The sequence below is a fragment of the Paenibacillus sp. FSL H7-0940 genome, assembly GCF_037979415.1.
In the GTDB taxonomy this organism is placed as follows: domain Bacteria; phylum Bacillota; class Bacilli; order Paenibacillales; family Paenibacillaceae; genus Paenibacillus; species Paenibacillus amylolyticus.
This window is the reverse complement of sequence record NZ_CP150280.1, coordinates 200,715-220,362: the sequence shown is the minus strand read 5'-3', so window position 1 is coordinate 220,362 and position 19,648 is coordinate 200,715. Positions and strand designations below refer to the sequence as shown.

At 47.0% G+C, this 19,648-nt stretch carries 15 protein-coding genes and 1 pseudogene; 5 read left to right on the top strand and 11 right to left on the bottom strand.

Annotated elements, in window-relative coordinates; all coding sequences use genetic code 11:
* Nucleotides 1-109: 109 nt before the first annotated feature.
* Complete coding sequence (locus tag MHB71_RS01035) at nt 110-1,084, top strand: AraC family transcriptional regulator (protein WP_340028565.1); 975 nt, start codon at nt 110-112, stop codon at nt 1,082-1,084.
* 80 nt (nt 1,085-1,164) lie between these two features.
* Here MHB71_RS01035 and mgrA read toward each other — a convergent pair whose 3' ends face one another.
* The 6 genes from mgrA to MHB71_RS01005 all read right to left on the bottom strand — a co-directional run bounded on the left by mgrA (nt 1,165) and on the right by MHB71_RS01005 (nt 6,443).
* Nucleotides 1,165-2,172 (bottom strand): L-glyceraldehyde 3-phosphate reductase, encoded by a 1,008-nt coding sequence (gene mgrA, locus MHB71_RS01030; protein WP_036616991.1) that lies wholly within the window; start codon nt 2,170-2,172, stop codon nt 1,165-1,167.
* Nucleotides 2,173-2,250: 78 nt separating this feature from the next.
* Entirely contained in the window at nt 2,251-2,991 is a 741-nt protein-coding gene (locus MHB71_RS01025) for an NAD-dependent protein deacylase (RefSeq protein ID WP_340028564.1), read from the bottom strand.
* A gap of 42 nt (nt 2,992-3,033) precedes the next feature.
* The gene (locus MHB71_RS01020) at nt 3,034-3,801 is read right to left on the bottom strand and encodes an HAD family hydrolase (RefSeq protein WP_340028563.1); all 768 of its coding nucleotides are present in this window, start codon (nt 3,799-3,801) and stop codon (nt 3,034-3,036) included.
* Nucleotides 3,802-3,864: 63 nt separating this feature from the next.
* Entirely contained in the window at nt 3,865-4,629 is a 765-nt protein-coding gene (locus MHB71_RS01015; RefSeq protein ID WP_340028562.1) for an alpha/beta fold hydrolase, read from the bottom strand.
* A 94-nt stretch (nt 4,630-4,723) separates the two neighbouring features.
* Nucleotides 4,724-5,389, bottom strand: coding sequence for a bifunctional 2-keto-4-hydroxyglutarate aldolase/2-keto-3-deoxy-6-phosphogluconate aldolase (locus MHB71_RS01010; RefSeq protein WP_017686833.1), 666 nt, complete (start codon nt 5,387-5,389; stop codon nt 4,724-4,726).
* A gap of 88 nt (nt 5,390-5,477) precedes the next feature.
* On the bottom strand, nt 5,478-6,443 hold the full coding sequence (locus MHB71_RS01005) for a sugar kinase (protein ID WP_340028561.1): 966 nt from the start codon (nt 6,441-6,443) through the stop codon (nt 5,478-5,480).
* A 222-nt stretch (nt 6,444-6,665) separates the two neighbouring features.
* Between MHB71_RS01005 and MHB71_RS01000 the strand changes: the two genes are divergently transcribed.
* From MHB71_RS01000 to ilvD, 3 genes and pseudogenes are all read left to right on the top strand, one after another.
* Nucleotides 6,666-7,706, top strand: a complete 1,041-nt coding sequence (locus tag MHB71_RS01000) for a fucose 4-O-acetylase (protein ID WP_340018256.1) — start codon at nt 6,666-6,668, stop codon at nt 7,704-7,706.
* Nucleotides 7,707-7,829: 123 nt separating this feature from the next.
* A pseudogene (locus MHB71_RS00995) lies at nt 7,830-8,072 on the top strand (general stress protein); the annotation flags it as partial.
* Nucleotides 8,073-8,389: 317 nt separating this feature from the next.
* Nucleotides 8,390-10,075, top strand: a complete 1,686-nt coding sequence (gene ilvD / locus MHB71_RS00990; protein ID WP_036616973.1) for a dihydroxy-acid dehydratase — start codon at nt 8,390-8,392, stop codon at nt 10,073-10,075.
* Between the two features lie 81 nt (nt 10,076-10,156).
* Here the strand turns inward: ilvD and MHB71_RS00985 are convergent, their stop codons facing one another.
* Complete coding sequence (locus MHB71_RS00985; protein ID WP_340028560.1) at nt 10,157-11,560, bottom strand: polysaccharide deacetylase family protein; 1,404 nt, start codon at nt 11,558-11,560, stop codon at nt 10,157-10,159.
* Between the two features lie 174 nt (nt 11,561-11,734).
* On the opposite strand from MHB71_RS00985, the gene MHB71_RS00980 reads away from it, so the two are divergent.
* The gene (locus tag MHB71_RS00980) at nt 11,735-12,931 is read left to right on the top strand and encodes an AI-2E family transporter (protein ID WP_340028559.1); all 1,197 of its coding nucleotides are present in this window, start codon (nt 11,735-11,737) and stop codon (nt 12,929-12,931) included.
* Here MHB71_RS00980 and MHB71_RS00975 read toward each other — a convergent pair.
* The 4 genes from MHB71_RS00975 to MHB71_RS00960 form a co-directional block, all read right to left on the bottom strand.
* Nucleotides 12,910-14,721, bottom strand: coding sequence for a penicillin-binding protein 2 (locus MHB71_RS00975; protein ID WP_340028558.1), 1,812 nt, complete (start codon nt 14,719-14,721; stop codon nt 12,910-12,912). The genes MHB71_RS00980 and MHB71_RS00975 overlap by 22 nt on opposite strands.
* 122 nt (nt 14,722-14,843) lie before the next feature.
* Nucleotides 14,844-17,132, bottom strand: coding sequence for a methyl-accepting chemotaxis protein (locus MHB71_RS00970; protein ID WP_340028557.1), 2,289 nt, complete (start codon nt 17,130-17,132; stop codon nt 14,844-14,846).
* Between the two features lie 234 nt (nt 17,133-17,366).
* Nucleotides 17,367-18,695: a U32 family peptidase gene (locus MHB71_RS00965; protein WP_340028555.1), complete on the bottom strand. Its 1,329-nt coding sequence runs from the start codon at nt 18,693-18,695 to the stop codon at nt 17,367-17,369.
* Nucleotides 18,696-18,712: 17 nt separating this feature from the next.
* Nucleotides 18,713-19,642, bottom strand: coding sequence for a peptidase U32 family protein (locus tag MHB71_RS00960; protein ID WP_340028554.1), 930 nt, complete (start codon nt 19,640-19,642; stop codon nt 18,713-18,715).
* Nucleotides 19,643-19,648: the final 6 nt, after the last annotated feature.

Genomic DNA, 19,648 nt, shown 5'->3' with positions numbered 1-19,648 from the left:
TATATAAGAAAGCGGTGCCTCTTGTAATGCAACCATGTGTGTTTCATATGGATAAATGTGACCTTAAGGCGTATAATGATCGGAGCATCCCGGAAAGAAGGAAACGAGTATGACAGACCCATTCAACGCCAAGAAAGAATCCCCTGCATCTTCTACAGAAAAAATACAGGAATCACCTTCCGGTAAAAGTGGAGCACTCAGTTATTCGGTTGCCTCCAATCCCGTCTATTATGAGCAAGGCGCACTGCATGTCCTGTTTGCCGGAGCAAGCCAGACCCTTCCGGGTCACGCCGTCGGACCGAAACTGTTTGATTATTATCTGCTGCACTATGTAGAAAAAGGGGCGGGTACGTTCCGTACCGAACTGCACACCTACGAGTTATCCGCAGGTGATTGTTTCCTCATTCACCCCGGGCAACTGGTAAGCTACCAGTCTCACGCCCGCAACCCATGGCAATATCGCTGGATTGCCTTCACAGGCAGCCAGGCTGCCCAGCATGCCGAGGAGGCGGGATTCCGCCCGGAAAAGTCCGTTTTTCATGCGGGACCCTCATGTGGAATTTCCGATTGGTTATCCGTGATGCAGGATGCTTTTGCCGAGCGCAAAGAAAGCTCCCATTTCACATCACTGGGTACGTTATATATGATTCTAGCCGAAGCACAGAATCACCTTTCGCAGGGTCAAACCTTAATTCCCGGTGAATCCTCCATCCGACGTACGGTGAAACAGATGATTCAATATATGTCTACCCAGTATGCCTATCCTGTCTCCATTGAACAAATGTCTGCGAGTCTTGGTTACAACCGTGCGTATCTATCCCGTATTTTCAAACAGGAAACCGGTCTTTCACCAGTCACCTATTTGCTAAAACTACGGATCGACAAGTCGCGCCAACTCCTGAGAGAACGCCCGGATCTGTCCATCGAACAGGTATCTGCATCGGTTGGACTGCCAGACGCACTATATTTCTCCAAACAGTTCAAACGATTTCACGGTGAAGCGCCTAGCTTGTATCGAGAGAAAATACTGTCCCGTCCACTACATCAGGGGTTACAGCAGAATGCTCAACAAATCAAACGGTGAGCAACACAACGGACGGAACACGTACGACAAAAAAAGGTGCATTCCGCCATTATGGCTAAGATGCACCTTTTACACTTTATTTATTTGTCATCAGGCTCTGGAGACAGGATGGATTCAATCCGTTCCAATTCCTCTGTAGAGAAATCCAATTGGCTGAGTGCAGCCACATTCTCTTCAATCTGGGAAGGACGACTTGCGCCAATAAGCGCGGAAGTTACCCTGCCATTACGCAGCACCCATGAGAGTGAAAATTGGGCCAAACTCTGACCACGGGCTGCTGCAATCTGGTTCAGCGCACGCACTTTGCGGAGCGTCTCTGGAGAGATGTTGTTTTCATTCAGGAATACCGACGGTCCTTTGGCACGTGAGTCTTCCGGGATACCATTCAAGTATTTGTTCGTGAGCACACCTTGTGCCAATGGACAGAATGCAATACTGCCTGTTCCATACTCATCCAGCACGTCCTGCAAACCATCTTCAATCCAGCGGTCCAGCAGCGAGTATTTCGGTTGATGGATTAACAGAGGCGTACCCAGACCTTTCAGAATTTCGGCAGCCTGTCTTGTCTGCTCTGCGGGATAGTTGGATATCCCCACATAAAGGGCTTTGCCCGAGCGAACAATATGATCCAGTGCCATCATCGTTTCTTCCAAAGGTGTTTCGGGATCATAACGATGTGAATAGAAAATATCTACATAATCCAGGCCCATACGCTTCAAGCTCTGATTCAGACTGGATACCAGATTTTTGCGTGAACCCCACTCGCCATACGGTCCGGGCCACATATAATACCCCGCTTTGGTGGAGATCACCAGTTCATCACGATAAGGTTTCAGATCCTGGGCCAGTACCTGTCCAAATAACTGCTCTGCCGAACCTGCCGGTGGGCCATAGTTGTTGGCAAGATCAAAATGTGTAATACCCAGATCAAATGATCGGGTAATCATATTACGACCATTCTCAGCGTTATTGATACCGCCAAAATTATGCCACAGCCCCAGTGAAATCGCTGGCAGTTTCAAACCTGAACGTCCAACGCGGTTATATTTCATCGTTTCATAGCGAGTATCGCTTGCTACGTAGACCATTATGAATCCCTTCTTTCCCCAGGTTCCGCCTCTTGTATCCGGTCTATACCGGAGAATGCGGTTATTCAGTACATACGTTCAACCAAGAAGCTGGTCCACAATATTCATTACCTCGCCAATCGGCTCTGTAATCAGCAAATCAGCCCTGCGGTCGTAAGCGGTAGGTGTAGCGTTGAGCAGAACGGTATGTTTTCCCTGAAAATACGTAATTAACTGGGCCGCCGGATATACCGTCAGTGACGTGCCTCCCACGAGTAACAGATCTGCAGAAGACAGTGCATCAATGGAACGATACAATGTCGTCTGATCCAGCTCCTCTTCGTACAGCACCACATCCGGTTTGATCACACCACCACATGTGGTACAGCCAGGCACGGTATCTTGGGACTGTATAATATCATTCAGCGTATAAAACTGCTTGCAATCCATGCAGGCATTACGATGAATTGAACCGTGAAGCTCAAAAACATTGCTGCTACCTGCCTTCTGATGTAGTCCGTCGATATTTTGCGTGATCACTGCCTGAAGTTTTCCCGCCTGCTCCAGACGGGCCAATAGTCGATGACACCCATTCGGTTCCGCATCTGGATGAAGCATTTTGCCACGATAAAAATCATAAAAAATATCGGCATGTTGATCAAAAAAATGTCGGCTTAATAACTCTTCCGGTGGATAAGGCGAATGTTGCTCCGTCTGATACAGACCCGCAGCCGAGCGGAAGTCGGGAATCCCGCTTTCCGTTGAAGTCCCTGCCCCTCCGAAAAAAACAATCCGGGAGCTTTCCTGAATCCAGGAAGCCAGTTGTTCTGTTGCGTTCATCCTCTCTCCTCCTTTTATATCGTTCAATCTGACCAGGGTGACTTATATAATCACGCTTATCTCATTATAATGACGAATAATGGCATGGACATCAACCAGGTGGGATCCTTGATCTAACTGCGGACAGTAACCGAGCGTATAGCCTACTCCTGCGTTCCGTCCCATCTGCATGTCTCCATTGCTGTCTCCAATGACAACGGCCTCCGCAGGTTCGATATGTAATTCACGGCAAGCCAAGAGTGCTGCTTCTCTATCCGGTTTACCTTGGATCACCCGATCACAGCCCACTATGGATGTAAAAAAGGAACGGATCCTCATCCAATCCAGATGTGTTTCTGCTGCCTTTGTACTGTCTGAAGTGACGACCGCCAGTGGTATGTCTGCTGCCCTGCATTTCTGCAAGAAATCCAGCAATCCTGACATGGGTTCAGCGGATTTTCGCTCTCTTACCGATCTCATGGCTACACTTGAAAATTTGCGTATCGTTGTGATCGCTTCATTCCATGGCATGCCTGCTGCATATAACTGCCCGGCGAGTAATCCCGTGCACTCATCCACAGTCGCAATGGCCAGCGGACCTTGCGGATCATATCCAACAATATGTCCTTGTGGATTATGAATGGTGCCCAGAACATGCTCCCGTTCAACTGTAAATGAAGCCCCAAGTTCATTCATACGTGATTGCAACTGATCCATTAATGTCTCTGCCCACGGCCCCCATAGCTGGAGAAATTCCAGCAGTGTTCCATCTTTATCAAACAGGATACCTTTACATGGGATCTGCGCTCCATTCACTTGAAGCATAGCCATCCGTACCACCTCCATCAAGTATGCTATAAATGCATACAGCCCTTAATGCAGAATGATCAAAACCTACTTGATGGTACTTAACCAAGCCAGCACCGTCTTGACCGTCTGATTCAGCTGTTCTTCTCCACTCACTTCCGGCTCGCCATCTCCTTTTTGATGACCATAATCACCGAACTGGGCGTGGTTTCCACCTTCAATGGTGTAATATACCGTGTCCTCTGGTAGATACATCCGTCCAATCTGATACTTCGTAGCATTCACGACTTCATCTTTAGTACCTAGAATAGATAAAGCAGGTATTCCAAGTGACTTTACGCTCCCTTTTTCATCTGGGTAAGATGCCAAGAAGAAGATCCCGTGAAGTGCATCTGGATGTGCGGCTACATAACGTGCAGCCATCGACCCGCCGAGAGAGTGTCCACCCATAACAAATTGTTCCTCTGGATATGCGGCCAGAATCTCATCTGCCAAGTTTGGCTTAAGCACTGCCAGGTTAACTGGCATCTTGGCAATAATCGTGTGATGACCCGCAGCAGCCAGCTCATGCGCAAGTGGTGCATAACTTTCCGGTTTTACCAGTCCACCAGGGTAGAAAAGCACACTGTTCCCCGTCGGTTTATCGGGCACAAAATCAATCCAGTTCTCTTGTTCACTCACCGTCACCGGATTGGCTGTTTCCATAGCTGTTTGAGCTGTTTCCTGTGGACTGTATGGTGTGAATAATTTCCACGCAACAAATCCACATCCAATGACAATGAGCGCCAGAAGTACGAGCAGGAATTTCCCGATGCCCCTCTTCTTGCGCCCTATATTATACCGATTTCTCAACGTTAATCACCTTTCTTCACTTCCGCAGGTGCCGCGGCTCACAGAATTGGGAGCCTTTGTTTATCAGGCTCCCCTTCTACGAATTGAAAAAATATTATTCAGCCTTGGCCTTGCGGTAAGCATCCATATATTGTTCCGCTTTGCGACGGACATGACTCAGGTCACCCGTCTTCACAGCTTCCGATGTCAAGTCGGAGCCGATCCCTACAGCGACTGCTCCACCCTTGATCCAATCCCCCAGATTAGACAAGGATACCCCGCCAGTTGGCATAAAATTCGCCTGCGGCATAGGGCCCTTCATCGTTTTGATAATCGAAGGATCATACAGGTTACCCGGGAACAACTTCACAATGTCCACGCCGAGTTCCAATGCGCGTTGAACGTCAGCAATCGTCATCACACCAGGCAGAATCGGAATTCGATACAGGTTGCAGATCTGAACGGTATCCGGATTCAGGGAAGGTCCAACTACAAACTCGGCACCCGACATGATGGCCGCTCTTGCCGTTTGCGGTTCAAGCACCGTTCCCGCACCAATAATCGCGAATTTCTCTGGATCTTGTGTGTTCCAATGGTATACACGGCTTAATTTTTCAATGGCTTTGAGTGCACTGGGTACTGTCATCGTAATCTCGATAACTTTAATGCCACCCGCAATCGCTTGCTCGGCCATGGCAATGACTTGATCCGCAGAATCTGCACGCAGAACTGCTACAACCCCATTGTCCGTAATCTTTTGCAACAGCTGAAGCTTCTTCATTTCATTCTCTCCCTTGTCAATGTGGTGGTTGTGTATACAAGCCTTACATTTAAGAACGAAGATGAGCCATATATGATTTCAGCAGCGACTAACGCTCAACATGGGCAACGTTGTTCAGCTTGGCCTCGACCTGCCCCCACGTCGGGAGCGCCTCCCAATCGCCAACAGCCTGTATAACCATGGAGCCGGTCAAATTGCCGAGACGGGTTGCTTCCTGCGGGGAGTATCCTTTTAATAAACCCGATAAAAATCCCGCACAGAAACCATCTCCTGCTCCTACCGTATCCAGAACATAATCCGCCTTAAAGTACGGAACTTCCGTTAGGGTACCATTCGCCAATACATAGGTCAAATCAGGGCCACCCTTCACGATGCACACAGCATTCATGGCAGATAAACGCTCAAGTACTTTTTGATCATTTTCTTCGTTATATAGAAGTTTCATCTCGTCCAGACCCGGTAAAAAGTAGTCTGCCAGTTCAGCTAAACGCAGTAAAACTGGACGGGCCTCATCCGCAGACCATAGTTTGAGACGCAGATTTGGATCAAAGCTTACTTTCACCCCTGCCTGTTTGGCAATATGTATGGCAGCTTCTACCGTAGCAAGTCCGGACGGGCTTATCGCTGCCGTTATCCCCGTAACGTGCAATATCTTCGCCCCGGCAATATAGTCGAGATCCAGATCATCAGGTGTGATCGCACTTGCAGCAGATAGCTTCCTATAATAATGCACCGAAGCTTTCCCGGAAGCGTTCTCACGAATCATCAAACCAGTGGGCTCGTGATCACTTAAACGTACTCGGGATACATCTACGCCTTCACCGCGAATGGCTTTCAGAATCATACTGCCCATCGGATCATTGCCCAAGCGTCCAAACCAACCACTGGTATGCCCCAGGCGGGATACACCAATAGCCAGATTGCTCTCAGCACCCCCGAAAGACTTGTCCAGTGTGGCTGCATATTCCAGCCCTCTTGTATCCTTGGCAGTCAGCAAACCCATACTCTCCCCAAACGTAATAATTTCCGGGCTTGGATAGGGACTCGTTGACATGATTTCTTCCCTCCTTATAGTTACATTCCCTCATCTTCTTTTTCTATTGTCATCCTCTATGCAACCGTTGTCAATCCCGTTGCGTTCATTTTGTTGTCACAGCTTTGATAAAAGATAACGCTTACTAATGTGAATTAAATCACAATAGATAATGAACATCCATATTACCCTTATTACAGATGCAAATGACCTTGCAAACAGGGTCTATAAGGGGGCTACACCATGAAAAATCAGACACTGATCCGGGATGATCAGGAATCTTTCTTTTACAATCTGCGCTTTATGCTTATCGTCTGTGTCCTAGCTGGTAATGCACTTGAACCACTCATTACACGTTTTGCAGGAGCGGAAGCTCTGTTCCTGTGGATATATACGTTTCACATGCCACTCTTTGTATGGGTAACCGGGTATTTTGCGACACACTCACTCCAAGGTGCATCTGGACGAAACGTTCTGAAGCAGATTGCACTACAGTATGTACTGTTTCAGTCCTTATACGCATTGATGGACTTTACCGTATTCCACACACCCCATATGCGGCTATCCTTCTTTGCACCTTACTTGCTGTTATGGTTTCTCGCGAGTCATTTCTGTTGGCGACTGTTGCTTCGTCTGACGATTTCCTGGAAACCGATATATCGGCTGATTGGATCAATTGCGCTCGGTGTAATTGCCGGGTATTTGCCCATCGACGGGTTCTGGCTCAGCTTCAGCCGTACGTTTGTATTTCTGCCGTTTTTTGTCATCGGTTATGACTATGGAGCAACCATCCGTTCACGTTTATTATCCGGTTGGGGGCGAAAAACCGCAGCCATCCTCTCTGCTGCACTGTTGGTATGGATCGGGTATGGTGGTTTGAACATTTCATCCGGATGGTTACTTGGCAGCATGACGTACGCCGAACTGGGTCACCACGAATGGTATGCCGGTATCTTCCGGGTGGGTGTCTACTTGCTGGAAATCGCATCGGCAGCACTGTTCTTGGCTTGGGTACCTTCCTTGACTTCCAGACTGACGGACCTTGGACGACGCACACTCTATGTGTTCCTGCTGCATGGGTTTCTCGTTCGTCTCGCGATCTGGTCCGGAGTCTACAGTTATATGGGAAGCTCGGCGTATATTCCAGTCATACTGGTCATTGCCGTACTCTTTGCAGTCACACTGGCTCTGCCGGCTGTACGTCACACGTTCAAACCCGTAATTGAACCGAATATATCCCGATTTTCTTTCAATCGACATGAAGTGTTTAAACGGTCGGCCTAATGCTCTGACGGATCTCTTCACCATCGATTCTATCCTAGTGAATTGTTTCAGGCTGGAAATAAGGTGGTAAATTAGGGATACGCGCTACAAAAAACAACTTATCGTTGTAAGGAGTGATTTGTAATGGCACGTCAACCGACGTCAGAACACAAGATGAGCCGTGAGGAAGCTGGCAGATTAGGTGGCAAAGCGACTTCCAAGAACCATGATCGAAGCTTCTACCAGATGATTGGAAAAAAGGGTGGCGAAGCGACTTCAGATGCCCATGATACTGACTTTTACAAGCAGATTGGTCGCAAGGGCGGAGAAGCAACCTCCGAAACTCATAATAAGGAATTCTATCGTGAGATTGGACGCAAAGGCGGAAGCAACTAATGAATTCCGCTCGCCACATCGAAACATGATCATAGCTTTCCCGCAAATCAAGAAGTCTAATTCCATGAAAATGGTTTGAGGCTTCTTTCTATTGTTTGTAGAAATATGACGACGGTTGTGATAGACTCAATAGAAAAACCGGGTGTTCACGGGTTTAAAGCAGCAAAGAATTTCACAAACTACGGGGAGCTCGACACCGGCATGCCGGTCCTTTTTTTTAGAGTACGGATGAAATTAAACGACAGATGCACTGCCATTTACTTTTCCATTCATGTTGCTCAATATTATATATTTGGGGGGAATACACCATGTCAGCCAAGAAGATGCGTTCCGATATGATCAAAAAAGGTTTTGACCGTGCACCACACCGGAGTTTGCTCCGCGCAGCGGGCGTTAAAGAAGAGGATTTCGGCAAGCCGTTTATTGCCGTATGTAACTCATACATCGATATCGTGCCCGGCCACGTCCACCTTCAGGAATTCGGTAAAATTGTAAAGGATGCTATTCGTGAAGCCGGTGGCGTTCCATTCGAATTCAACACCATCGGAGTAGATGATGGTATTGCCATGGGACACATTGGTATGCGTTACTCGCTGCCAAGCCGTGACATTATCGCGGATTCCGTGGAAACCGTTGTATCTGCACACTGGTTCGACGGCATGGTATGTATCCCGAACTGTGACAAAATCACACCAGGCATGATGATGGGTGCACTTCGTGTAAACATCCCTACCCTGTTCGTAAGTGGTGGACCAATGAAAGCTGGTCGTGACAGCAATGGTAAAGCTCTTTCCCTGACATCCGTATTTGAAGGTGTAGGGGCTTACCAAGCAGGTAAAATCGATGATAAGAGCTTGCTTGAACTTGAACAGTTCGGCTGTCCAACATGTGGATCATGTTCCGGTATGTTTACGGCAAACTCCATGAACTGTCTGGCTGAAGCGATGGGACTGGCTATGCCAGGTAACGGAACCATCCTTGCCGTTGCTCCTGAGCGTCGTGAGTTTGTTAAACAATCCGCTACCCAATTGATGGAACTCATCAAAATGGACTTGAAACCACGTGATATCGTAACTGTAGAAGCGATCGATAATGCGTTTGCACTGGATATGGCGATGGGCGGATCTACGAATACAGTACTGCACACGCTGGCACTGGCTCATGAAGCAGGTATCGAGTATCCAATCGAACGTATTAATGAAGTAGCTAACCGCGTTCCACATCTGGCGAAACTTGCACCTGCTTCCGATCTCCACATCGAAGACGTTCACAATGCAGGCGGCGTAAGCGCAGTGCTGAATGAATTGCTCAAGAAACCAGGCGCAATTCATGGAGACTGCATTACGGTAACAGGTAAAACTATCCGTGAGAACGTTGAAGGAAAAGAAATTCAGGATACAAATGTCATTCACCACCTGGATAACCCGCATTCCGAAAAAGGCGGCCTGGCTGTATTGTTTGGTAACCTTGCACCACAAGGCGCTATCATCAAAGTTGGTGCAGTTGATGCTTCGGTTGGCGGATACCACAAAGGTCCTGCCATCTGCTTTGACTCCCAGGAGCAAGCGCTCGAAGGTATTGCTAACGGCAAAGTAAAAGAAGGACATGTTGTTGTTATCCGTTATGAAGGACCAAAAGGCGGACCAGGTATGCCTGAGATGTTGGCTCCTACTTCCCAGATCGTAGGTATGGGATTGGGTGCCAAAGTTGGTCTGATCACCGATGGACGCTTCTCTGGCGCATCCCGCGGAATCAGTATCGGACATATCTCTCCGGAAGCAGCTGAGGGTGGTCCAATCGCCTTTGTTGAAGAAGGAGACATCATCGAGCTGGATCTGAACAACCGTATCATCGAATTGCACATCAGTGACGAAGAGTTTGAACGTCGTCGCGCAGGTTGGAAAGGCTTTGAACCAAAAGTAAAAACTGGTTACCTGGCTCGTTATTCCAAACTGGTTACGAACGCAAGCAACGGTGGCGTACTGAGTATCTAATTCACTAATAAAGGGTTGCTCTTCTGCCAAATCTGGCGAAGGGCAACCCTTTTCTTTTGCTGGTAGGTGTGATCAGTCCGTTTAGTTCCGCTCTGGCAGTATCTCTTGTTCAATTAACAACGATTCATCTCTGGATTCTTCTACCGTTGCTGCTACCTGCATCGTATGTTGACCGTAACGTTCCAATAATAGATCCAGCGGCATGGCAATCATCTTGGGTACCAGTTGTTCAGTACGCTGTTTCAAACGTTTGGTTCCTGCCGGGTGGATTACACTTAACAGCAGCTTCAAGTATACTTTGGATGCAGCACTGAACGGTCCAGGAGGCAAGTCTTGTATGGTAAATCCGAATTTTTCTGGGCCTCTGTTAATCATGCTCACACCGTATATCGCCTTGGCAGAGCGTAACTCAGGTTCGAGTGCCACCATGCGTGCCAAATCAGGCAATTGCTGTTCCATCGTCCTAATCATGCGAATAGCCAAATGCATACTGGAACGTGACGTCACTCCAAGTTCAAACAACTTCTGATTGTCAAAATGTAGTTCTATTACCGGATCTCCATTTTGAATGACATGGCCATCATTCATCTCCACCCGTGCTCCGTGATATACACGTGATCTGAAGTGTAGCATTGGGTCCTCTGGCGAAGCCGTCCGTAGATGATATACCCAGTGGAACAACTTCTCCCAGCCCAGCCATAGGGCAACAACGATTCGTTTCCATAGTTTCAATGGTGTCTGTAATTGCATTTTGTTCTGAGATTCGCTCACTGTGATACCTCCCATCAACGTATCAACGCGTACGCTTTGCAGGCCAAGCCGTTCAGCTTCCTGTAATACGACTTCCAGCGCCTGAAGCATCTGCTCCGGCGCGTGTGCATCAGCACCCAGGGTCGTTCCTCGATCATGCAGCAGCATGACCTCTCCGCCTCTCAGTTCCTTCAGCATCCGTTCAGTCAATCTCTGGGCACCTACTCGGCTTCTCCAGTCTTCAAACATGGAGGACCACAGTACAATCTTTCGTTCTTTCTTGCTGAAAAAATCAAACAGATTCATAATCCCCCACGGTGGACGATAATAACAAGTCTTCACGCCGGTTACTTCATGAATAATCTGACCTGTTCGCTGAATCTGATCTCGAACGGTACGTGGCCGCATGAGCCAGTTCGTCTTGTGAATATAATTATGAATGCCAATAAGATGACCTTCCTCATGTATGCGCTGTATGAGTTCAGGATGACTCGCTGCATGTTCTCCAACGACAAAAAATGTGGCTTTTGCTTGATGCTGACGAAGCAGATCGAGCAGTCTTGGCGTATAATGTGGATCTGGCCCATCGTCAAACGTTAATGCAAATTGTGTATCACTTCTTCCCCGTCGAAATACACGAAAACCAAAAAGCCTGCTGATCAAACTTGGAATAAAGGCGTAAAAAGATGAAAGATACAATAACCACAGTAGAATACTCTGAAGTATCGTTGTCATGTTGCAAGCTCCCCACTTCTCCTGCTGAATTACGGTGCACTATGGCACTATCTAAAATAAACCGCCTTTAATTTTATCATAGTTCAGACTTTTCTTGAATCCTGTTTTCCCAAAAAGATAGCTATCGTGTACAATAAATACAATCTAATTATTGCCATCAAAGGAGCCATGTCCATGCTACCGCTTTACAAAAAATACGGGCGAACTGTCTTTGACATCGCATTGCTCGTATTAACCGTGTATGTGATCATGTACAGTTTCAGTCAATTATACCATGTGGCTGCACCGGTCTTTCTATCATTCATTGTGTATTGGATGATTGAACCGCTGGCCAAATTTTTACATCGCAAAGGATTGCCCAAGACACTTGGAGCCGCCATCTCCGTCTTGTTGTTTCTTGCATTAATTGTCGCTGCCTTTTTTGGGGTAGGCTTGATTATCATTTCACAAATTTCCAATCTTCAAGATAATTTCCCCGTATACATTGAAATGATACAACGTGAATTCACCAATCTGGTGTTATTCATTCAGGACAAGTCAGACGCTCTCCCTGATGGAGTTATGGAAAAAGCGAATGATTATTTTGCAACACTGACCGGGTTCCTGTCCAAATGGGTAACTAGCGGAGCGCAATTCGTCGTAGGTTTCCTCAGTTCATTCTCTTCGTTTATTACGAACTTCGGAATTGCGATTATTCTGGCATTTTTCCTCAGTATCGAGATTGAATCCTGGCGCAAGTTCGCCCGTGCGAAAACGCCCAAAACATTAAAGTTAGCTATTGAATTCATGCGTAATCACGTGTTCAAGACAATCCGCTCGTATCTGAAGGCACAGATGATCATGATGCTCATTACGTTTGTATTGATTTATGCAGGTTTGTTGATTTTGGGAACCTCTAACGCCTTTACCATCGCAGCAGTCTGTGCGGTTTTTGATCTGGTACCCTTGCTTGGCGTTCCTGTTGTGTTTATTCCATGGATCGTCTACTTATTCATTATTGGCAATAGTAGCCTGGCGATTGGCCTGATTGTGATTTTGGCAGTGACCATGCTGACACGGCAGTTGCTGGAACCGAAAATATCAGGTAACTCGATTGGTGTATCTTCGGCGTACTTGATGCTTTCGTTTATGCTGATCTCCCTTTCGATCTTTGGCCTGGCTGGTGTAGTGTTATCTCCAGTGCTTCTGATCCTTCTGAAAGAACTGTTACAACAAGGATACCTGCAAAAGTGGATTCACCTGCCAAAAGATGAATTTGAGTCCTCTCCATTAGTCATGGACCCACCCGTTAATAAGGCCTCATCGAATTCTGCCGAATCTGATGTGCAACGTCCCGTTCCTGCGAAGGATCACGAAGACTCCGCCAAATAGTCCATCACCTTCCTGAAGAGAGCCGTCGCCTGATGTTGGCTGTCAGGAGAGACATTTTGGACAAGAACAGCTACAGCATATTTGGGTTGTTCTACTGGTCCATAACCAATGAACCATTGATTGTTGCGCTTCTCTCCATGTTTCTGTACCTGAGCTGTACCTGACTTCCCTGCAACATGCCACCGCGCACGCTGCAGGGATTTTCCTGTTCCCTCACGAACTACCTTATTCATCCAGGATAACAGTTTATGCGCTGTTGCGGGAGCAATCTGTCCTGATGCTGAAGGTGAATCATGCAAGGGCATCTCCAACATGGTGCCACCATCCGCATATTGGATGCGCTTAACGAGACGTGGGGCACTAACTTTTCCATCATGTAACAGTGTAACGATCAGATTGGCAGCTTGTAGCGGTGTGACCAAGACATCGCGCTGACCGATTGCTGTCTGTATTTTCGCACCTTCATCAGCAGAAGAAACAGCCTCTGTTCTCACACGCCCGTGATCCTCATGATCAAAGTGTCGTAACACAGGCATTCCTGCCATCTGCTTCCCCTCCCAGCCAATCGGACGCGCGAGTCCCAGACGATCAGCCGTGTTCTCCAGTTGTTCCATACTCAGCCTGCGCGCCGTTTCCGCGAATACGATGTTGCAAGACTCAGCGAATCCTTGCTCCAGATTCAGGTCTCCATGCCCATGCTCCTTCCAGCAAGACAACCCATATCTTCCATACTCACCACCGCAATGGAATTCTTCTCCGTTAGAAACCGCATGATACTCCAAAGCAGCAGCCGCAGTGACAATTTTGAAAATGGAACCCGGTACGGCTCCCTGTATTGCACGATTCCCCCAGGCCGATTGCTTGGGGTCCACATGTTGTGGCTGATAGAAAGGGCGGGAGATCATGGCGCGAACATCTGCGTTAGCGGCATCTAACACAACAATGGCCCCTTCTTGTAATCCAGATTCTTGCGTCAACTCTTCCAACCCACGCTGTAACTCAGCATCCACTGTGGTTTCTACACGTAAAGGATAATGGCTATTGGTCGGTGCAATGACGTGCGGCTGAATATCAGGGATAATCTCTCCACCACCCGAGACCATGCGTGATACAAGCGTAGGGCCAATTCCCCTTAACAGGGGTTCAAGTGTCCTCTCCAGTCCGGCTACTCCTGATTTCATGGCAAATGGCTGTTTTACTTCATCCTGATGCCCAGTTAGAACTTTGGAGGACTCAGGCTGTTCAGCCAGATAACCCATCCACTGCATTCCTGTATACCCCTGAAGATACCTTGTCATCATTGGATAGATGCCAGCTCCTTGCAGGTGCAAACTACGTAGGCGCTCCACCTGAGCAGCGTTCAAATGAACAGGCTGATGTGTACCTGCTGTCCAGAAATGAGGTATACTTTCCTGATTCCATTCCTTCTTCAATTGATCCGGATCGGTATGTAATATAGCTGCCAACTGTATCATCTCGGAGCCCTCTAATGCCCCATGCTTGCGTAATGTCTCTAATGGTCCTGCCTGTGGAAAAAGAACCAATCCCCAATGCAGTTTACCGGTCAACGCCTCACCCTTGTAATCCGTAAATTGTCCCCGCCCCGGGTCAAGCATCACCCCGCGTTCACGCTGCAATACAGACATTTCACGTACCGTTCGGTGAAATCCAGGCATCGTCTGATTCACCTGAACGATCTGAACCCATCCCAATCGTAATATAAGCAATCCAAAGACAAGAGTTAGAAGAATACAAGTTATATAGATTCGCCGTTTCGCAAGGAGATGCATCCCAATCTCACCTTTTGTCGTTTTGACATATTATTGCTGATATGGCTTGGAATTATCCGGTAAACAAAAAGAAAACCTGTCCCATGTGCGGGACAGGTTATCCTCATTTCAACCTTGACTTGTTACACCGTAAAGCGTGACAAAGTTTCTTTCAGTTCAGTAGACACATTCTCCAGTTTGCCAGACAGATTGACCAGCTGGTTACTGATATTTTGCTGTTCACTACTCAAGGAAGCTACTTCTTGGGACGTTGCAGAAGATTCTTCAGCTACAGCGCTGACATTGCTCATGGCTTCAGACAACGTACCTTGAGATTTGTTCAAATCTCCAATAGAACCTGTCACCATGCCCAGACGTTCCACAAATGCACCCATCTGTTCCTGTACGGAAGCAAAGATGACGTTGGTGTCTTTAACCGCATCCATCTGTTCCTTGAATAAGGGATAGGCTGCCGACAAAGCATCCACGGTCTCATTCATTTCAGTCATGATTTTGTCTGTAATCTCTCCAACCATCTCAATGGATTGTCTGGATTGAGCCGCGAGCTGACGAACTTCATCAGCCACCACCATGAATCCGCGTCCGGCTGCACCAGCACGTGCTGCTTCAATGGTTGCATTCAAGGAAAGGATATTTGTCTGTTTCGTTATGTTTTGCAACACTTCAAGCACTTTCAGAACAGAAGACGTACTCTCTTTCAGCGAATCAACCTTATTCACCAGTGCACCAATCATTTCTTCTGTCTTCTGGGTTTTGGTCATCAACTGATTCAGATGTTGTGTTCCTGTCTGACTGGACTTCTCTACATGACGAGCAGAATCACCCATCTGTTCATTAGCAGCGATTACACTCTGCATCTGACGAGAGATATTGTCAGTTAATTCATTGCCACGTTCCGCTTCGGTTGCCAAACTGCCTGCACCGCCTGCAATCTCTTCTGTAGCTACGGCAATCTCCGAAGCAGATACAGCCGTTTTCTTGGATGCACTGCTCAGCTCAGAGGCCGTATCCAATACTTCCTGTGCAGAACGATTGGTTTGTTCAACCAGCTTAGTAATCTGCTCCATCATCAGATTGAAGGCAGTCGAGAGCTGACCAATTTCATCTTGGGAGCTATATGGTGTACGAACTTTAAGATTACCTTTCGCACCTTCCTGCATCAGGTCTTTCAATTTGCCGAGTGGACGAGCGATCATACGCACCATCCAGATCCCGATCAATACTGCAATCCCCGCATCAATCAGCGCCATCCACAGGGTCAGAGTCAGAATGCCTTTTGCGTCCTGAACCAAAACAGAGGTAGGTATCATACCAACCAGTTTCCAACTGGATGTATCCATCGTACTGTATACAGCCAGCATTTCCGTAGATTTGCCATCTACCGTATACTCCGTATTTGTACTACCTGCTGGTTCGGTCAACTCTTTGACAAATGCAAGCTCTGTTTCTTGTCCTGTACGATCCGAGATGGAGGATGCAACCACTTTATTATCCGGAGCAATTAGTTGAAGAATAGCTCCTGGCCCAAGATCAAGCGATTTCAATTGTTCCTCCAAAACTTCCAGTTTCAGTTCAATAACCAGAACATACGACTGAGTAGTCCCCTGCAAGTTTTTCATGGAACGTGCAATTTTAAACGTTGGCGTTGAGCCATCTTCTTTGACCTCTGTTGGAAGCCAGCGATAACCGCCTGCCTCAATTAACTCACTGTACCATGCTTCCTGGCGAATGCTGCCCATGGATGAACTGTTGCTGCCGGTACCCATAATGGACTTTGTATCGTCCGTAGGTACCAAATAAATCGCTTCCATAGATTTATTTGTAAATGCAACATTGGACAGTTGCTTGTTGATGGAACTTGAGTTCACGAATGTATCATACGCAGTCAAATTCGTATCTGACATTTTTTGTAGCAAGGACTGCATTTCCGGATCAAAGAAAATCTGTGTGGATGTATCCACAAATCTCTCCAAAATAATGTCCATTTTTTGTTTGGTCTGATCAATGGTCTCCTGATTGGCACGCGAGGCATTTTTCTCTATCGTACCTTTGGCCTTCGAATAGGATAATAGACCTAAACTTACTACAAAAATCATAATACCGGCAAAAAAGATCAAGAACAGTTTAACCCCTACGGATTTAACCGGATTTGCCTTCTTAATCTGTTGGAAAGAAGACCCTCCAAGGTTTTTCCAATCCCGGTTTTTAAATTGTTTCTTCACCCAATCAGTCTTGATCCAGCCCAGCTTGAGCTTGCTGCGGTCAATCTTAAACAATCTTTTGCCATTACCTGTCGTTTTGCTTTTAACTACTTTTTCTTTCTTCACTTTCTGAACCTTCTCAGGATTAACCTGCTCGGCTTTTGTCACTTGCTCCCCACTGTCTTCCTGCTTCTTTTGAACCAATCCCATTCACCTGCCAGTAATTTACTTGTTAGATTTTTCTTTCTCTCCCCTATAAATATGTAGTATTCGACAGCTTTCTTCGTTCCCCTTTCACTTCCCAGAAATATTTTACAACTTTATTCCTATTTTTCTATAAAAAAAAGACCCCCATCTGCCGATAAACGGAGGTCCCCATGTAAATTTCATAACACTATGTTGTTAAATCATAATACAATATTGACACATTGTAGGTATTTGAGCCTACTTCTTTTTTCTCATCATATCGAAGTACGAAACCGGTTGATCTACCTTCATTTTAATCAGTTGCAACGGGTGACGAGCAGCATCTAGAACATTGCCTTCTTCATCCTGTATTTCACCGACGACCTGTTTGAAAAAGTGACCTCCCGGGCCGAAAAATTCAATTTCCTGTCCTGGTTTGAAATGATTGCGCTGTTGAATGGTTGCCATTCCTGTTTCAGCATCATACCCCACGACCAATCCAGCGAAATCAAAAGGTACAGCCTTTTCTTCCGGTTCATAGATATGATCTTCATGGTCTGGTGTATCATAGAAAAATCCGGTATTCAGCGGGCGATTCGCCGCTTTGTTCATTTCTTCAACCCATTCAGGTTTCAGAACATAATTTTCCGGGTCTGCCATATAGGCGTCAATGGCTTGACGGTATACGTTAACCACGGTTGCCACGTAGTGGATCGATTTCATACGTCCTTCGATCTTGAAACTGTCCACACCCACATCAATCAACTCGGGAATATGGCCAATCATGCACAGATCCTTAGATCCCATGGAGAATGAATTATCTTGTTCCTGGAAAAGGGGAAGCTGGTTCTCACCTAGTTTGAATGGCGCAGGGGCCTTCATCTGCATGTCCTCTTCGCTGACCCACACCGTATCTTCTCTCGCATCTTCAAACAGATCATACTTCCAGCGACAAGATTGGCAACAGCCGCCCCGGTTGGAGTCCCGATCCGTAAAGTGATTGGAGAGCACACAACGTCCGGAATACGAGGAACACATCGCCCCGTGAATAAAGGCTTCAATTTCGATATCCACATTGGCCTTGATCTCTTCAATCTCTTCAAAGCTGGTCTCACGTCCGAGAACAACACGTGGAAGTCCTTCATCTTTCCAGAACTTCACGGCTTGCCAGTTGAGTGTGGATTGTTGAGTACTTAGATGTACCTCAAGGCCTGGCACAGCACGAAGGGCTACTTCAATAATAGCTGGATCAGCTACGATGATCGCAGAGATTCCCGCATTATAGAGGTTTTGCAGGTACGTTTCGATACCCTCAACATCCTCATTATGTGCATAGATGTTTGTCGCTACGAACACCTTGGCTCCATACTTTTTGGCAAACTCCACACCTTCACGCATCTCTTCAAAGCTGAAGTTATCCGCGTTGGAACGCAGTCCATAGGCTTGTCCACCGATATATACGGCATCTGCACCGTAATGGATCGCAAATTTCAGTTTTTCCAGATTACCCGCCGGAGCTAGCAGCTCCGGTTTGTCCAGACGGTTACGTTTACCCGAGAACTTCCGCTGTACCGCCACTGTTTCCATTCTGTTCACCTCGTCTATTAATACACTTGTTCTTTATAGAAAAATCCAAACGACAATTCACGTTCAGGGTCCTGTAACTTCCGCACCTCAGCGAGCCACTCTTCAGAGAACGCATATGCATCAGCATCGGCTATATAACTGTCAATCGCTGTCCGATATGCACGTACAACAGCTTCATTGTAGGTGAGTGATTTTAACATACCTTCAATTTTGAAACTGTGCACACCCGCCTCCATCAATAGATGAAGGTCTTCGAGGATACATATGTCCTCAGAGCTCATAATGTGTGTACCGTTAATATCCTCGTAGATCGGGAATTTCTCATCCCGACGTTCAGCCTCGATCAGGAACAATCCCCGCTCTTTCCCCAGATGTCCCTCAACCGGCCGCCCTTGATGAGCCATGTAACTTTGTACCAGACTGCGCTTGGAATGATAAATATTCGTCATGCCATGCACCTGAACCTGAGCTTCCACCTTCAGAAAAGGAACCATTTCCGTCAACTCGTCCATATTCAGCTCTCGGGCAAGTACAACGCGACTAGCTCCCTTGGTTCCCCAATAGTTGGCCGTCGCATAGTTCGTTGAAGTCATCTCCGCATTCCAGTGCAGCTTCACATGTGGAGCGTATTCCTTCATGGTAGCCAGCACGGATGGATCATTAAACTCCACACCATCAATACCGATTCTGCCAAGTGCTTGAACATATTCAGGCAATTCTTTCAGCAGTTCGTTGGACATCAGATTAGTCATGGATACATACACACGCGCCTGATATTTGGCTGCAATGGCAACCACCTCTGCTGTCTCTTCCACGCTAAAGTTGCCTGGAAGACGCATGCCAAATCGATCATCTCCAATGACCAGAGCATCTGCTCCCGCCTGGAGCAGCACTTCTGCCTCTTTCACATTCGCTGCTGTAACGAGCAGTTCATGTTTCTTACTCATATAATC